Annotated in this window: 8 protein-coding genes; 3 read left to right on the top strand and 5 right to left on the bottom strand. The window is 36.2% G+C overall.

The window, feature by feature from the left end; genetic code table 11:
• Nucleotides 1-30: 30 nt before the first annotated feature.
• The 3 genes from VB248_RS02500 to VB248_RS02490 all read right to left on the bottom strand — a co-directional run bounded on the left by VB248_RS02500 (nt 31) and on the right by VB248_RS02490 (nt 5,946).
• A complete protein-coding gene (locus VB248_RS02500) occupies nt 31-1,800 on the bottom strand; it encodes a RagB/SusD family nutrient uptake outer membrane protein (protein WP_323295154.1) in 1,770 nt (589 codons plus the stop codon).
• 83 nt (nt 1,801-1,883) lie between these two features.
• Complete coding sequence (locus VB248_RS02495) at nt 1,884-4,994, bottom strand: SusC/RagA family TonB-linked outer membrane protein (RefSeq protein WP_323295153.1); 3,111 nt, start codon at nt 4,992-4,994, stop codon at nt 1,884-1,886.
• Nucleotides 4,995-5,052: 58 nt separating this feature from the next.
• Entirely contained in the window at nt 5,053-5,946 is an 894-nt protein-coding gene (locus VB248_RS02490) for a carbohydrate kinase family protein (protein ID WP_323295152.1), read from the bottom strand.
• Nucleotides 5,947-6,572: 626 nt separating this feature from the next.
• On the opposite strand from VB248_RS02490, the gene VB248_RS02485 reads away from it, so the two are divergent.
• On the top strand, nt 6,573-9,302 hold the full coding sequence (locus VB248_RS02485; protein WP_323295151.1) for a PQQ-dependent sugar dehydrogenase: 2,730 nt from the start codon (nt 6,573-6,575) through the stop codon (nt 9,300-9,302).
• Between the two features lie 319 nt (nt 9,303-9,621).
• Nucleotides 9,622-12,015 carry an alpha-L-rhamnosidase-related protein gene (locus VB248_RS02480; RefSeq protein WP_323295150.1) on the top strand — a complete coding sequence of 798 codons (2,394 nt, stop codon included), beginning with the start codon at nt 9,622-9,624 and terminating at the stop codon, nt 12,013-12,015.
• A 41-nt stretch (nt 12,016-12,056) separates the two neighbouring features.
• Here the strand turns inward: VB248_RS02480 and VB248_RS02475 are convergent, their stop codons facing one another.
• Both VB248_RS02475 and VB248_RS02470 read right to left on the bottom strand, forming a co-directional pair.
• The gene (locus VB248_RS02475; protein ID WP_323295149.1) at nt 12,057-12,929 is read right to left on the bottom strand and encodes an Rpn family recombination-promoting nuclease/putative transposase; all 873 of its coding nucleotides are present in this window, start codon (nt 12,927-12,929) and stop codon (nt 12,057-12,059) included.
• Nucleotides 12,930-13,053: 124 nt separating this feature from the next.
• A complete protein-coding gene (locus tag VB248_RS02470; RefSeq protein WP_323295148.1) occupies nt 13,054-15,756 on the bottom strand; it encodes a T9SS type A sorting domain-containing protein in 2,703 nt (900 codons plus the stop codon).
• 265 nt (nt 15,757-16,021) lie between these two features.
• On the opposite strand from VB248_RS02470, the gene VB248_RS02465 reads away from it, so the two are divergent.
• Nucleotides 16,022-17,674, top strand: a complete 1,653-nt coding sequence (locus tag VB248_RS02465) for a hypothetical protein (RefSeq protein ID WP_323295147.1) — start codon at nt 16,022-16,024, stop codon at nt 17,672-17,674.
• The last annotated feature ends 57 nt before the right edge of the window (nt 17,675-17,731 follow it).

Below are 17,731 nucleotides of genomic sequence, written 5' to 3'. Positions count from 1 at the left end.
TTTACTGAAAAACAAATATGTCGAAAAGTATTAGTACCCCGGATTTTGCTTCAAGGTAGGCGTTCCGTTTACGATACTTACATCTATTTGTTCTTGCGGAATAGGATAATACTCATGCTTTCCTTTGATAAACTTCGCATTTTTCAACAATGGGCGTTTGGTTCTTTCAACGTCTAAGTACTTATTGATTTCTACGTCTGCAATGCCCCAACGCACAAGGTCGAAGAAACGATGACCTTCCATCGCAAACTCTAATCTACGCTCGAAACGAACCGCATCACGTGCATACGCCTGTCCTTTGCTGGCAAAAGTATTGCCTGCCAATTGGTAAGTTTTAATGCTATAATTGGCCGCATGTGTTCCGTCTGGAAGCGTTACTTTTGTGCTATTCATCGCTCTTGCTCTTACTAAATCTACATAGGTTTGAGCTTTATCTAAACTCCCAATTTCTACTTCACATTCTGCCGCCCAAAGTAATACATCGGCATAGCGAATCAAACGGAAGTTGTTGGCAGAGCCTCTCCAATAGGTAGCAAAATTGGCAACCAATGAACCTTCCTGACGTTTGTAGTACGCATTTTTGATAGGAGTGTAAGGGCCATAAGTACCCGACTGGTCACGAATCCAACTTTGACCCGGATGTAAACCCCAGTCTAAATAAGGAATACCACGACGACCCACTGACCAGTCTAAACGAGGGTCAACTGGCGTTGTTCTATCGGGTGAATAACTTTCGGTACTTTTCAAATATTTACCACCGTCTAAATCACTTTTCAAATCACTTGCATTATAAGTACTGAATAATGGCAAACCATTTGCATCTGTTTTATGAGCGTTCACCAAGTTTTGAGATGGCTGGTGAAAACCACAACAACCCGACGGAGCTCCACTGTTGGCAAATGGGAAAGCCAAAGCTTCAGAGAATCCTCCATTTTGTCCTTCGGTTGCTCCATCATTTACAGAATACTGAATTTCAAAAATAGATTCTGTGTTGTTGTTGGTTTCAGCATTGAAGTTATCACTGTAATTTTTGGCCAATGAAAACTGTCCGCTTTGAATAATTCCATTCAATAAGGGTAATGCTTCGCTGTATTTATTTTGAAACATTTTTGCCTTCGCCAAGTAAGCTTGAGCCGCCCATTTGGTAGCTCTACCTACATCGGCTTGTTTGGTTGGTAAATTGTCTGCCGCAAATTTGAAGTCTGCCTCAATATTTGGCCAAATATTCGTAGTATTTGGTACACGTGGGTCTGTTACGTTTTCGTCAACGAAAGGCACATTATTCCACATTTTCTTTGCTTCAAAATGATAATGCCCTCGCAAGAATCGAGCTTCTGCTTCGATAAGTTTTGCTTTATCAGCCGAAATGGCATTGTTCTTTTTGGCTAAAGCTAAAGCACGCAAAGTATTATTACAACGATTGACTCCTTCGTAAGTATGCCACCATTTTCCTCTTACAAATTCATTGGCAGAGGTAGCCGTAAAGTCTTCAATCATGTTTCCTTGCGACTGGTCGCCGGGGTCAGAGCCTTTGTGCGAATCACCAGCAGCAACACTTCCATAAATCCAGTTGGAAGGAGCAGCGTGCCAAGGGAACGATTTTGTATAAGAAAAAGGATGTTCTAAATATCCATCTATGGCAGCATAAGCACCTGTTAATAAACCAGAAACGCCTTTTTCAGTCGCCAAACTTTCGGCAGATAATGAGCCTTGAGGCTTCATTTCATCGAGGTAATTACTACAAGATGATACGCCTATCAAAGTAGCAATGGTAAATATTGAAACAAGTATTTTTTTCATTTTTAGTATTTTATTCTAAACGATAGCTGATAAAAACACGCTGATTTTTACAATTACCGAAATGTTCTGTTAAAAAAATTCGATTAGAAAGTCAAGTTCAAGCCTACTAACAAGGTTTTTGATACGGGATAAGAACCTCTGTCAACACCGATGTCCAAGTTGGTAGTGCGAGCATCAGCAGATGAGAATGAACGCAAACTCAATTCTGGGTCTAAACCACTATAATTGGTGAAGGTGAATAGGTTTTGTCCTTGCACATATACTCTTAGGCGTTCAAGGCCCAATTTGTTAATAATTGATTTGGGAAGCGTATAACCGATTTGAAGGTTTTTCAATCGAATATATGAACCATCTTCTACGAAATAACTATTCGTTTCAGTTTCACCATTTGGCGTACCCGATGATAATTTTGGAACGGTCGTGTTTGTGTTGGTTGGAGTCCAAGCATTTAAGATATTTGTACCTTTTCCACTTTGATAAAATACGCCTGCAAAATCAGTAAAGTATTTTGTAAAATTATAAATACTGTTTCCTTGAGAACCTTGTAGGAAAAGGGCTACGTCAAAGCCTTCGTAAGCTAAATTTACATTGAAACCAAAAGTGAAATCTGGGTGAGGGCTTCCGATAATGGTACGGTCGTTGGCATCAATTTTACCATCTTTGTTCACATCTTCATACTTGAAACGACCTACACCTGCTTCGCTTGTAGTGAAATTTTGTGAGGGACTTGCACTTACTTCTGCCGAATTTTGGAAAATACCCAATACTTTGTATCCATAGAAATACGATAGTGGGAATCCTTGTTGAGTACGAGTTAAACGCTGTTCACGAGCTTGAGCACCAGCAATTGAGAAAAGAGGATTATCGCCTAATTTATCCACATTGTTTTTGTAGTGCGAAACATTCAACCCCACATCGTAAGTTAGTTTTCCTACTTTATCACGGTAATTTACTCCTAAATCAAAGCCTTTATTGGTCATTTCACCGATATTGATGTAAGGTGGATTCGCAAAACCTACGGTAGCAGGTTGTGGTACTTGAACCAACATATCGGTAGTTTTACGGTTATAAATATCTAATGAAACCGTCATTTTATTTTTCAAGAAAGCCGCATCAATCCCAAAGTTGGTACTTGTCGTAGTTTCCCATTTTACATTGTCGTTTCCTAAAGTAGCATTGGCAAAACCAGACTGAGAAGAAGTTTTCGTTCCTTGAATATCGTAATAAGTAGTGTTTACATCTGAACTAAACAAAGTATAAGAAGCATAATCACCCACTTGCTGATTACCCGTTTGTCCGACACCAATTCTTACTTTCAAATCATCAAAGATTTTTTTAACAGGTTCAAACTTTGTAAGACGAAGCCCTGCACTTACAGAAGGGAACGTAGCAAAACGATTTGAAGCACCGAAGCGAGAAGAACCATCACGACGAACCGTAGCCGATAATAACAAGAAATCGTCATAGTTATAATCGACTTTACCAAATACAGAGAACAAACGGTTGCCAGTACGTGAGCCGTCATTGGCAATACCACTTGCCCCTACGCCTAAAGTACGGTAATCAACATCTTCACTAAAATAATTGGTACGGCTGGCGTAAAGATAAGTTCCTTTTGATTGGATGGCTTCCAAACCTACCAAAGCATTCAATTCTCCTTTGCCAACTTTTCCTGTATAGGCAACGGTATTAGACCAAGTATAATTTGAAAGTGTCGTAACGGTTTCGTCTAATTTATTAGAACCCACTACTTCTGCATCTTCATAATTGATAGCGGTGAATTTTGAAGTATGTCCAGCCAAATAGTCAATACCAATACTTGATTTTGCTGTAATTCCATAGCCCAAATCTAATTCCATAAAGGCATTTCCGAATACTCTCAAACGAGAGTCGTCATTATCTTTACCTCTGTTCAAAGCAGCCACAGGGTTTTGAGCATTGTTGAAACCTCCAATGCCACCACCTGCATAACGCCCATCTAAACCATATACTGGCAATACCGAAGGCATACGAATAGCCATTGTTACAGGGTTTTCAGTATTTTGGTTAGCTACACCTACTTTATTAGAGTACGATACAGTAAGGTTTTCACCTACACGAATACGTTTTTTCAAATTAAAATTTGTATTTACTCGACCTGTAAAACGCTCGAAACCAGTATTTAACAAAATACCATCTTGTTTTGTATAACCACTTGAGAAAGCATAACTCCCTGCTTCTGTTCCACCCGTAACGCCTAAAGTATAATTTTTTGTAGGAGCATTATTGAAAATTTGGTCTAACCAATTTGTACCCTGCTTACTTACAGGAATATTTGGGGTAAAATTATCAGGAATCACAGGACTTGCACCATTGCCAAAATAAGGATGCGAAGGGCTTTGTCCATTGTTTTTCTGAGCCGTCCACAACATATCTGCAAATTGTTGTGCCGTTAAAACTCCAGGTAATTTTGGCACAACCTGATTTCCCATGAAAGCATCAAAAGTCAGTTTTGTTTTACCTGCTTTGCCTCCTTTTGTCGTAACAATCACAACACCATTCCCTGCACGAGCCCCATAAATTGATGCGGAAGAAGCATCTTTCAATACTTGCACACTTTCAATATCGTTGGGGTTGAGGTCGTTCAAACCTGTTTGGGTAGGTACGCCGTCAATCACGTACAAAGGTTCGTTGTCGCCCACCGTACCAAAACCACGGATACGCACCATTGTTCCGCCACCGGGACCGCCTTCCTGAGCAACAGTTACCCCTGCAATACGCCCTTGCAAAGCCTGACTCACGCCAGTCGATGGCACAGCCAATAAATCTTTAGAAGAAATTGTACCAACAGCCCCCGTAATATTTTTCTTCGATTGGGTAGAATATCCTGTTACGATGACTTCCGATAAGGTTTTTACGCCTGACAAACTGATTGAAATCACCTCTTGACTACCCACACTTACTTCTTTGGTATCATAGCCAACATAAGACACAACCAGCACATCGCTACTTGAAGCATTTAGCGTAAAATTCCCCGAAGCATCTGTTGATGCCCCAGACTTCGTTCCCTTAATCAAAACATTGGCACCAATAAGTGCTTCTCCCGTACTTCCGTCCTTGACGTTTCCTTTAATTGCCTTTTTATCTTGAGCGGATAGCTGCAAAGACATCGCTAATCCAACAAAAAACAAGGCGACCTTGAGTTTAGTAATCATTAAATTCATAATTGAAATTTTGAAAAATAGTTAAATGAGTAAAATGTAAGTAAAATTTTTAGGCTTCTAAATTGGGCTGCATTACAGCTTTGATGTCACTTTCATCAATTATTGGTGTTGCACCTTGTTGGGTGGCAACGAATGCCCCAACAGCACAAGCATAGCTCAGGCAATCATCTGGAGAAGAAGCATAAAGCCATTTTTTCAGAAATGATGCTAAAAAAGAATCGCCACTACCAATGGTGTCTTTTACCGATACTTGGTAGCCTTTATGTTCGTAGAGGCTGTTATTTTCACCTATGAAAAAAGCCCCATCTCCTCCACGAGTTACCACAATCGCTCTTAGATTAAAGCGTGTTTTTAAATAGCGTGCATTCAATTCATCATCCTCATTTTGGTTGAACCATGAACAGATGAGGGCTAACTCTTCTTCGTTGACTTTCACGAAATCGGCCATTTCTAATAAGTCAATGATTAATTCCTGAGAAAAAAATGGCGTTCTTAAATTCACATCCAAAACTCTCAGAGAAGCTAAAGCCGCCAATTCAAACAAGGCATTTTTTGATTTTTCGTTTCTACAAGCCAAACTTCCAAAAACAAAAGCTTCGGCATTTTTCACCAATTGCTTAGTAGTTTCATCGGCTTCGATGGCATCCCAAGCAGCAGGTGACTCAATCGAATAGGTGGGGCTACCTTTCTCGGATAAACTTACCTGTACGACCCCTGTTTGGTAAAAATTATCACGTTGAAGAGCCGAAGTGTCTATTCCTCTATCTACTAAAAAACACTCTAAGCCATCTCCAAGCTTATCTTTTCCTACTCTACTAATCATCGAAACACTGAGTCCTAATTGCTTTGCATGAACGGCTACGTTCATGGGTGCTCCACCTTCAATTTTACCAGTAGGAAGCAAGTCCCAAAGCGTTTCACCAAAACACACTATTTTCTTCATTATTCTTTTGCTTTATCATTCAGTCTTCAAACTTGTACCTTTTGAAGATTTTATATAAATTTTACCTTTAGGCAATGCAAACTTACAGCTACAACTCAAATTCGGTTTTTAGATTTGTGCAATTAATTGTAGGAATTGTTCCAATTAAAAAAAATAGCAGAATAGTACAATTGAGTGCTTATTTTAGACTTTTTGAAGGGATTTATTGTTGATTTTGTATCAGCAATTACAAAATCGTATCATCTTAAAAGTAAAAAGCGACATTGTGAAGCAGAGTGATAAACGATTTTGATAATCGTTGTGGAGAAATTAGAAAATAAAACAAGCGTATGTTTTTGAAAAAGACAGTTATTCAAAATTTAAACCGTAGAATATTGAATGGAATAGCAACAAACAGGTCTAAAACATTTTTTTCCTGAACAAGAGTATTTATGGAATTAAATACTCTCTTAAATTTTAAGGTTTTTTCCAGAAAAAAATCCCTGACAAATACATTATGAGGGGAAACCATGATAAATAAATATCCATAAGGCTTTACTTTTGACGTATTATTCAAATTTTATTTTCTTGTTTAGCGATTCATTGATTTGTAATTATCTCTAATAATTAATTTTAACTAAGCTCTAATGTCAATTTTCCTTTCAAAATACAGTTTATTACTGGGTGGCTTACTCGGTTTAGGCTCTATTGGTCACAACTTTACTACCAGTAAAGCAAGTACTCCAAAAGTGTATGCTCAAACTGACACTTTGAACCGTCCTGATGAAAACCGTTTTACTAAAACAGTACTTTCTAACGACCTCAACGAACCAATGGAATTAGCCGTAGCTCCAGACGGTCGTGTATTTTTTGTAGAAAGAGCTGGTAAGTTTTATGTTTATGACCCTGTTCAAAAGAAAACTCGCCTTCTCTACGATTTTCCTGCCAAAGCAGTTGATAAGTACTTGAACGGCTTATTGGGTATGACTATCGACCCGAATTTTAGTAAAAACCATTACTTGTACTTCTTTTATACCATTCAAGACAAAGAACAAACCAAACAACGCATCGCTCGTTTCAAAGTAAATGACGACAGTACTTTGGATATTGAAAGTGAAAAATCTATTATCGAATTTTCGATTGATTTAGAAGTAAGTGCCCACACAGGCGGTTCTATGGCTTGGGATGCACATGGTAATTTATTTATTTCAACGGGCGATAATACTGTGCCATTTGAATCAAACGGACACGCTCCTATCGACCAAAGAACAGGAAGACCAACATTTGATGCCGAACGTTCTGCTGCTAACCCGAACGATTTACGTGGTAAAATCCTAAGAATTCATGTAGAAGCGGATGGCTCTTATACCATTCCCGAAGGCAACCTTTTCCCAAAAGGGATGGCGGGTACTCGTCCTGAAATTTATGTAATGGGTTGTAGAAACCCTTACCGTATTTCGGTTGACCCTGCTACTTCTATTTTGTATTGGGGCGAAATTGGGCCAGATGCAGGTACTGATAGTCCACAAGGGCCAAGAGGTTACGATGAATTTAACCAAGCAAAAAAGGCAGGAAACTATGGTTGGCCGTACTTTGTAGGAAATAACAAACCTTATTTTGAGTACGATTTTGAAACTAAAAAAATTGGTTCACTTTTCGACCCGAACGCTCCAGTAAATAATTCGCCTTATAATACAGGCATGAAAAATTTACTCCCAGCACAAAAAGCAATGATTTGGTATCCATACAATCTTTCTTCCGAATTCCCAGCTTTAGGCGTAGGCGGTAGATGTGCAATGGGTGGCCCCGTTTATCATTTTGATGTTTCTTTGAATAAAAAATCAAAAATTCCAGCTTATTACGACAAAGCTTTATTTGTATATGATTGGATGAGAAACTGGATTTTTGCTGTGCGATTAGACGAACAACAAAACTATCAGTCGATGGAAGCATTTATGCCAAAAACAGGAGATTTCCGTCGCCCAGTTGATATGGAAATTGGCCCAGACGGAAGTATTTATTTATTAGAATATGGTTCTGTTTATGGTATCGACAACGAAGACGCACGTTTGGTGAAAATTGATTTCAATGGCGGAAACAGAAAACCTATTGCTCAAGCTTATACCAGCGATAGCATCGGGCTTGCTCCTTTAAAAGTGGCATTCAAAGGCGAAAAAAGCTATGATTTTGATAAAGGCGACCAATTGACCTATCAGTGGAAAGTAGAAGGAAAAGTAATTTCTAATGAAATCAATCCAACTTATACTTTCAATAAAAATGGTATTTACAAAGTATTATTAACTGTTAAAGACCAAGTTGGACTCAGTAATACCGATACACTAACTGTTAAAGTGGGAAATACAATGCCAGAAGTGGCGATTTCTACCACCGATAACAGTACTTTCTTCAAAGCTTCTGCGACTTCGTTAAAATATGCCGTAAGCATTCAAGATAAAGAAGATAAGCTCATCGACCCTAAAAAGGTAAAAGTAGTACTGAATTATATTCCGAAAGTAAGTAAAGCTCCACAAATGGGACATCAGCAATTGACTTCTACTTTCAGTATTGGAAAGAATTTAATTGCAGGCTCAGACTGTAAAGCTTGTCACCAAATCAATGGAAAATCTGCTGGGCCTTCATTCACCGAAGTTTCAAAAAAATATAGAGGAGATAAAACAGCTATTGCCAAACTTGCCAACAAAATCATTATTGGCGGAGGTGGACTTTGGGGCGACCGTGAAATGAGTGCTCACCCACAACTTTCTCGTGAAGAAACTACCGAAATGGTAAAATATATTTTATCATTGGGCAATGAACCTATCGAAAATAGAGTTCCGCAACAAGGTACACTTTCGTTGAAAGAACACGTTGGCAAAGAGCAAGAAGGACGTTATGTACTGACGGCATCTTATACCGACAAAGGTTCGTTAGTTGCACCACAAGGTAAAGCAAAAACGGTATTGTCTTTGAAAAAAACGGATATTTTAGTATTGCGTCCGACCAAAATTTATGGAAGCGAAGTAGATGAGATTCACAACATGAACAGAGATGACAAGTACTTGGGAGCAATTCACAATGGTTCATATCTTGTTTTGAAAAATATCGACTTAAAAGATATTGAAGGATTGATTTATCGCTTCTCAAGCAAAGATAATGGAGCAAGTATTGAAGTACACACCGACGCTCTGAATGGACCAATCATCAGTACATTTAAGTATTCGCCAACAGGTAGCTGGAATACATACACTGAACAAAAAGCTTCGGTACAGCCAACGACTGGCAAACACGATTTGTACTTTGTCTTCGTGAAAAAAGAAACACCAAACAAAAATTTATTCAATTTTGAATGGGTAGATTTTGTTTATGGAGATAAGTAAGTATCTTAAATCCAACTAAATAAAAAAGGCTAAACTACAAAGAGAGTTTAGCCTTTTTTATTTAGAACGTAATTTACAGATTTTAAACAACATGATATTTAAATTAATCTACTACGAAATCCAACGCATAAGCGATAAAGTTTATTTTTATAACTCAAAAATACTATAATTCATGAGTTATAAAAGCTTTTTTTATAACTCATAAAATATTTCAACCGTTAGTAGCACCCGTTTTTTACTCAAACAGGTAAGAACAGGCAAATATTCTTCTTCAAAAATTGTATTTTCGTTTGAATATCCATCATCAAAACGAACGAAAATGAAAGTACTTCAAGCTTTACTCTTTTCATTACTTTTTTCAATCTCACTTTCAGCACAAAAAGCCAGTCAAAAAGTATTAACACAGCGTTGGCAAGCCGACTGGATTGCTCCACAAAATGTAAATCTGAAAGATTTTGGGGTATTTCATTTCCGAAAAAACTTTGATTTAGCTCAAAAGCCTTCGCAATTCATCATCAACGTTTCGGGGGATAATCGTTACCGAGTGTATGTAAATGGAAATTTTATTGGAACTGGACCAGCTCGGAGCGATTTAATGCACTGGAATTTTGAAACTTATGACATTGCAAAGTATTTGAATCAAGGTAAAAACACCATTGCTGCCGTAGTTTGGAATTTTGGTGAATTTATGCCTGCTGCTCAGATGAGTAACAAAACGGGTTTTATCGTACAAGGAAATACGGAACTGGAAAGTATTGTAAATACCAACAAAACTTGGAAAGTATTACAAAACCAAGCTTATAAACCTTTACCAGTAGATGGCGGAAAACTTAGAGCGTATATCGTTGTAGGCTGTGGCGAGGAAGTGGAAGCAAGTAAATTCCCAAGCAATTGGGAAAAACCTCAATTTGATGATAGCCAATGGACGAATGCTCGTACTTTGGGACATGGCTATATTTCGGGAACAGGTTCGGGTGCAGAATGGTATTTAGAGCCAAGAAGTATTCCGCAAATGGAAGAAATTCATCAAAATATTAATAGCATCAGAAAATACGAAAGTACTAAAACCTTAACGATGAATGATAATTGGTTGAAAGGAAAAGGTACTTTAAACATTCCTGCTAATAGTAAAACGACCATTTTGCTCGACCAAAGTTTTGAAACAGTCGCTTATCCAGAAATGATTGTGGGTGGAGGAAAAGATTCAAAAATCAGTTTTACGTATGCAGAAGCTTTGATAGATGACAAATGGGTAAAAGGCAATAGAAATGACATTGAAGGTAAGCATATTGTTGGTATTCAAGATATATTTCGTCCAGACGGACAAGCTCAGAGAAGTTTTAGACCACTTTGGTTTAGAACTTATCGTTACATAGAGATTACGATTGAAACCAAAGAACAGGCACTTAGTATCAATGATTTTTACGGGATAAAAACAGGTTATCCTTTTGAAGAAAGAGGTAATTTCACAAGTAATGACCCCAGTTTACAAAATATTTGGAAAGTAGGCTGGCAAACGGCTCGTTTGTGTGCTGGAGAAACCTATTTCGATTGTCCTTATTATGAACAATTGCAATATACTGGCGATACTCGAATTCAGGCTTTGATTTCATTATATGTTTCGGGCGACGACCGTTTGATGCGTAAAGCTTTGATGGATTTCAATAATTCTACTACTTCCGAAGGGTTAACGCAAAGTCGTTACCCATGCAATACGCCTCAGATTATTCCGCCTTTTTCTTTGTTTTGGGTTTCTATGACTTACGATTATTGGATGCACCGCAAAGACGATGCTTTTGTCAAGTCACTTTTGCCAAACATTGAAAAAGTGTTGGCTTGGTATGAACGTAAATTAGACCCTAAAAAAAATATGCTCGGAGCGATGAATTGGTGGTCGTTTGTGGACTGGGCAAAACCTTGGCAGTGGAATCCAATTTCCGACATTGGCGGTATTCCAGACGGAGTTACGGATGGAAACTCATCAATTATTACTTTCCAATATGCTTATACTTTACGACAAGCTTCTGCCATTTTTGAAACTTATGGCGACAAAGAAAAAGCTATTTATTACCGTACTTTAGCAGATTTGATTTCAAAATCAAGCTACGAAGAATGTTGGGATGAAAGCAAAAATGAAGTAGCCGACACGCCTGATAAAAAAGCATTTAGTCAGCACGCTAATATTTTCGCCATACTTGCCAATGCCGTACCCAAAGCCAACGAAAAAGCAATTATAGAGAAAATTCTGAATGATAAAAACCTTACACAAGCTACTTTTTACTTCCGTTTTTATCTAACACAAGCCTTGAAAAAGTCAGGAAATGCTTCATTATATTACAGTACTTTAAGTCCATGGAGAGATATGTTAAGTATCGGATTAAGTACTTTTGCTGAACAAGCAGACCCTACTCGTTCAGACTGTCACGCTTGGTCGGCATCACCCAATTATGATTTTTTAGCCACCATTTGTGGAATTATGCCCGATGCTCCGGGTTTTGAAGAAGTACGTATTCAACCAGCTTTAGGGGATTTAGAAAATGTATCAGGGAAAGTACCGCATCCTTCAGGAGAAATTTCGGTGAATTTAAAACGTAAAGGAAAAACAGGCATTAGTGGCGAAGTAAATCTTCCAGCTAACCTTTCAGGAAGATTTATTTGGAATGGAAAAACGATTGCTTTGAAAGGCGGTTTGCAAAATGTTGATGTAGAGTAGTTTTTATTTTTAGGCTTGTCAAATTTTACAATCTGACAAGCCTATTTTAAACTTTTAATCTGCTCCTCAGAAAGACCTGTCAATTGAATAATCGTATCTATGGGCATTTCCATAACAAGCATTTTTCTGGCAATTTCTATTTTTTCCTCAAGTTTGCCTTTAATAATTCCCTCCGCTTCTCCCTCCTCTCTGGCGGTATCTAATGAATTTTTTAAATCTCTGTAATATTTCAAACTGTCTTCATAAGAAAGCACTTGGTCATAGGTAAATTTGGCTATTTCTGCTGTTTCAAATACTTTCTCAAAAATTTGTTCTCTCAGACTTTCTGGAATTCTATCCAATTTGTTCAAATTACTTATCACATAAAGCCACTTATCAAACCTTGTTTCTAACTGATCTATTGTTTTCTTGAACTTAGGCATTTCTAAGTAAATGAAAGTCAGCTTGTCGTAGAATATTTTATTAGTTTCTATGTCTTTCAACTTTACATCATACCGAAATTTCTCTAGCTCATTTTTATCTGCTTCAAATACAAAATCAAGTATAGCAATCGTGTAAACTGCTTTTAATTCAAAATTCCAATCGGCTCGTTTAGCTTGTTCTCTAATCGGAAAGGTTGAATAATAAACGGTTCTATCTTTAAAGAAATTTTGTTTAGTTTTTTGAAGCTCTACAATAAATTTCTCGCCACGTTCATTTTCGCAATACAAATCAAAAATAGCTTTTCTATCCAACTCCGTCAAACCTAAATGCTCGGTTTTTAAGTACGTTATTTCTTTGATTTGTCCTTGTTCTTCTTTTAATAATTCGTTCAGAAAATCCAATAACAAATCCTTGTTCAACTCTTCGCCAAACAATTTCTTAAAACCGAAATCCGTAAAGGGATTAATGTATTTCTCTACAAATTCTGACATTCGTGTGTATTTTTTTAGCAAATATACAATTTTTAAAAAATTGATATATTAAATCTTTATTCATTAAAATCAATCAAATAAAACTCAAAAATACTACTCGTTACTTGTGCTAATTGGTTGGTATTTACTTCAAAACAGTAATTTTAACACTTTGCTTTCTTTTGTCAGTTTCCAATAATAAAATGTAAATACCATTGGGAACGTCTTTCACCGATATAATATCTTGATTTTCTACTTGTTTAATTACTGAGCCTTTATCACTCAATAAAGTTAGTTTAAAGGGTTTAACAGGAACTTTAACTTGCAAATTATCATAGGCAGGATTGGGGTATGCAATAAAAATCTTTTCTGTCAATAATTCTGTTCCTAAAACTGTAATAACTTCTAATGTAGCAGGTACAGAATAAGTCTGATAGCAATCATTTTTAAGCAAACATCTGTATGAATTTGAATTCTGTAAAATATTAGTAGATTTTATATTCAAAGTATTAGTCTGCTGTCCACTGTAAAGAGTATCTTGGCTTGAAATCTGCTTCCACGTCAAAGCGTCAGCACTTACTTCCCATTGATAAGTTAATGTATTGGATGAACTAACGATAAATTGAACACTATTATTTTCAAACGTTGATTGTGGATTAGGTTGCTGTATAATTTGTATTTCAGGACATTGTTTTACTGTTAGAATAATCGTGTCTGAGGTAGCAGTGTTGCACTGGCTTGATATTTGGCAACGATAGGAATATCTATTTTGCGCTATGTTAACTGAATTAATTGCCAAAGTCTGGGTTCTTTGACCAGAATAAGTAGAATCAAAATTCGTAATTGCCATCCAGTTACTTCCTTTATCTTTACTTACTTCCCATTGATAATTAGTAGCATTGTTTACATTGACTTCTAAAGATATTGATTGCGTCTCTAAGATTGGGTTTGCCGATAATTTAGGCTTAATCTTTGAAGGAATGGATTCGTTACAATTGGTTGTTAACGAAAAAACTCCCGCCTTAAAAGTACCAAACCAAATCTTTCCATCTTTTGCCTCACTCATCGTTTCAATACTATATGGTAAATTTGGTGTATTAGATTTATTATAGGATGTAATCTTATTTTGGTTGTTCGGTTCAAATTTTTGGATTTCGCTTCCTGAACTATATTCATTATTAAAACTCCAAAAATTCCCTTTAGAATCGATAATGAAGTTATAGTAATTTTTTACTTTGAAGTCACTGGGAAATACTATTTTCTCAAAATCTACTCCGTTATACTTAAAAATATTTGCAGTACCACCCAATTGATTGTATTGAAGAACCCAAAGGTTGAAAGAGGAATCAACATATAGGCTATATATTTGTTTAGGCAGATTTGGCGTATTAATTTTTTTAAACGCTACTCCATCAAATACTCCCAGTCCATTATCTGTTAGAACCCAAACACCTCCTCCTACTTTAGGTGAAATTGTTTGAATATTTTCGTTGATACTAAACCAATACCAAACTTCATTTTTAAACCATGCGAGTGTATTTAATTTACCATAATTGTATATACTTACCCAAATTTGCTTTTCGCTATCCATGACAATTTGGTTAACAGCATCCCCTAAATTATATTCCTTCACTTGTAAACCATTATCCTGCTTGCATTGTAATATTCGATTTCGAGAACCAAACCAAAAATCATTTCCTTTACCTTGACAAAACGCACTCGCAGAGAATGGCAATACTAATGTTTCCTTTTTAGTTTCGTTCATTCTAATAACTTTCTCTCCACCATAAGGAGCAATCCAAATATTACTTAATGCATCAGTGCCAATGATTGGGATAAAATTTGAGGTTAAACTCATTTCTGGCAATTCTAATGGAATAAGTGTTTTCCCATCGTAATAAATATTTTTATACTCATAATTATAATCAGAAAAAGACGCTTCTTCAATCTGATAGTTAATTAATATTTTTCCCTTTATATTTTGTTCAAGAGACATGATATGTGTGTAAACTTTTGTATCTAAATCGAATAATAATATGAGCGTATCATTATCGTACTCATACACTTTTCCATACTTGGCGAGTAGGATTTTATCATCAGCCGTATTCCCTAAAACAGTATTAAAACCTTGTAAAATATCTTTCGTTTCATTTGTCTTGGGGTTGAATTTTATGATATGGTCATTACTGAAAATAATATTTCCATCATTATCCACTATTAATTTATGTTTACGACTGTAGATACGTGGTAATGAACTATTATTGTCATCGTAGCTTTTCCATTTCTTTCCGTCAAATTGTAATAATTTATAATCCTCAATTAGCCAAACACTACCTGATTTATCCTGAGCAATAGGAATATTCGTAAACCTTTTTAATCCATTGTTTGCCACATCATAACTGGTATAAACTGAGTCCTTTCCCATTTGTACAAACTTTGTACCTCTGTCATAGCTAATCCATTTTTCATCATTATTTGAATAAAAAAGTATTGGTTTTTCAGCAATTAACATTAAACCAATTTTGCTAGACTCTAACCATACTTTCCCATCAAAAACATAGGTTTTCCGTTCATCACTTGCCCATATTCTATCCTTCACATCAAGTGCTAAGGAGACAATATTACTGTCGAGTCCATTAGAATTATTAAAAGTTTCAATTATTTTGTAATGCTTATCGTAGTGAATTACTCCTCCTTTAGTTCCAACCCATGAAGTAGAATCTTTCATGCTTAAAGAACAAGTAGTATTTGAATAGGAAGTATAATGTTTCCATTCTTGGGCTTGTGAAGTATTAGAAAAACAAGATATGAAAATGCAAAAAATAAGTGTTTGTAATAATTTATTCATCGATGTGTAAGAGATTAAGTTAAGAACACAAAAATAAAGTTTAAACTTGAGGAAAAAACCTTTGTATAAAATAATATCTATTAGTTATTTCCATCAATTCCATCTAAACTCAAATATTTAAAAAAATGAATTGCTAAGAAATAAGTATCCGATTATGAATCAGATAGCTATAAACCGACTAAATCTACCAATCAGAAATAAACAGCATAAATATTCGTTTTAAGAAATAACAAATCCTTACTTTATCTTTAAACACTCTAATACCATGAAAAAATATTTATACTGCCTCGCAGTTTTGCTGACAGTCGTATTTTGGTATGCCTGTACTCCGCCACTTGAAGGAGTAATTTTAAAATTACCTGTCGCCATTACCAACTCCAATGTAATCGTTCAATATAGAGCTGATAATCAGAATGCTGGCGACTTGCCCAGTGACTTAAAAGTAAGTATTGCTGGTGCGGACTCTTTAAAAGTTGTAGATATTATCGGAGGGAGAAATTTCAGAGTAAAACAAAATGTATTGAGTCTGGCTGCCAGTCCCGAAACGACTCCAAGCTCAAGTACTCCAATCAAATTCACTCTTGTCACCGAAGCAGAAGGCTATTTAAAAAAAATTACTCCTGTTCAAATTAGTAGTAAGAACGACCAAAATGTAAGCATTTCCTTAACAAAAATCGCCAGCCCTCCTACTGGAATTACCGCAATACAGCAAACCGCTGCACTTTCAAACGAAGGCTTGGTTTATACAGCTATTTCAGTAACAACTCCATTAAATAACAATATCACCGAAAAAGCAAGTTTAGCTATTCCGACGGGAATAAGTATGAAAGATGGAAATGGTGCTACCGTGGGCGGAAATATCGACATTGTTATGACAAAAGCGGATGCTACCAAAACGGGAGTTTCGGTGAATTCAAACGCCATGTCAAAAGTAGTTGACAAAAATAATAATGTGATTCCCGATTTTAATATGAAACCCATTGTTGGTTTAAAAATTGAAATCTCGAACGATTTACATCAGAAAGTAAAAAGTTTTTCGGGTTTTGTAACAATAAAAACTGAAATTCCGTCAGGGGCAATCGACCCATTGACTAATAAAGTACTAAAAGAAGGTGACGCTATCATCATTACTTCATTTGATGAAGATTCAAGGGTTTTTAAGTATGAAGGCAAAGCTCTATTGATAAAAAATACTTCCGGAAAATTAGAAGCCGTTGGTTCTATCAATCACCTCACACAGATTTACTTTGCCGCACTGAACAGTATTTATATCGAAATTCCTTCGACGGCGACAACTGCTGAAAAAAATGCTTTGATAGCTCAAGCAGAACAAACCTTTGCTACAAAATTGTCGGCTAACCAGATTAAAATCATGAAGGATTATTACATCAATTTGGTAGGTTCGTATCTCGAACAATATACCAATGAAGTGTTACTCCTTGCCCTAAACGGTGTGAATGTGGCAGGCACTACCAGCAGAAATAATATCAAAATCACAACGCCAGATAATATTACCAGTATCGCTGTGAAAGATAGATTAGGGAATAGCGTTTTAACGATAAATAATCCTGTTTTTAGTACTGATGCAAAACTTTCAATATCACTTCCCTCCGCTCCTAACTATGTAAAATTGATTGCCAATTTGTCTTGTCCAACTCCTAAAAAAACGAATGCCGACAATATTCAGATGTATGCAAAAACACTTGGAGCAAAAGCTGACCAATATTTTTATTTGGGAAAAGCCTTGAAAGGTGAAGACGGAATCATTAGAGGAAGTTCTATTTTATTAAAAAGAGGAGGAAAATATGATTTTAAATTTATCGTAGGAGCTACTTCTTTTTACTATGATAATCAGACAGTTACCAATGGAAGCGAGCATAAAATTACAAGCTCAATGCCTTCGGTTTTGTGTGAATAGGGTTTTAGAATAAAATTATTTATAGTTTTGACAAATTTTGAAAATTTGTCAAAACTG

The organism is Arcicella rigui (assembly GCF_034929435.1).
Classification (GTDB): domain Bacteria; phylum Bacteroidota; class Bacteroidia; order Cytophagales; family Spirosomataceae; genus Arcicella; species Arcicella rigui.
This window is presented reverse-complemented; position numbering and strand designations above follow the sequence as displayed.

Bases quoted from the DNA above. Each gene is read 5' to 3' on its own strand.
- VB248_RS02500 (WP_323295154.1), bottom strand. From the start codon at position 1,800: ATGAAAAAAATACTTGTTTCAATATTTACCATTGCTACTTTGATAGGC.
- VB248_RS02495 (WP_323295153.1), bottom strand. From the start codon at position 4,994: ATGATTACTAAACTCAAGGTCGCCTTGTTTTTTGTTGGATTAGCGATG.
- VB248_RS02490 (WP_323295152.1), bottom strand. From the start codon at position 5,946: ATGAAGAAAATAGTGTGTTTTGGTGAAACGCTTTGGGACTTGCTTCCT.
- VB248_RS02485 (WP_323295151.1), top strand. From the start codon at position 6,573: ATGTCAATTTTCCTTTCAAAATACAGTTTATTACTGGGTGGCTTACTC.
- VB248_RS02480 (WP_323295150.1), top strand. From the start codon at position 9,622: ATGAAAGTACTTCAAGCTTTACTCTTTTCATTACTTTTTTCAATCTCA.
- VB248_RS02475 (WP_323295149.1), bottom strand. From the start codon at position 12,929: ATGTCAGAATTTGTAGAGAAATACATTAATCCCTTTACGGATTTCGGT.
- VB248_RS02470 (WP_323295148.1), bottom strand. From the start codon at position 15,756: ATGAATAAATTATTACAAACACTTATTTTTTGCATTTTCATATCTTGT.
- VB248_RS02465 (WP_323295147.1), top strand. From the start codon at position 16,022: ATGAAAAAATATTTATACTGCCTCGCAGTTTTGCTGACAGTCGTATTT.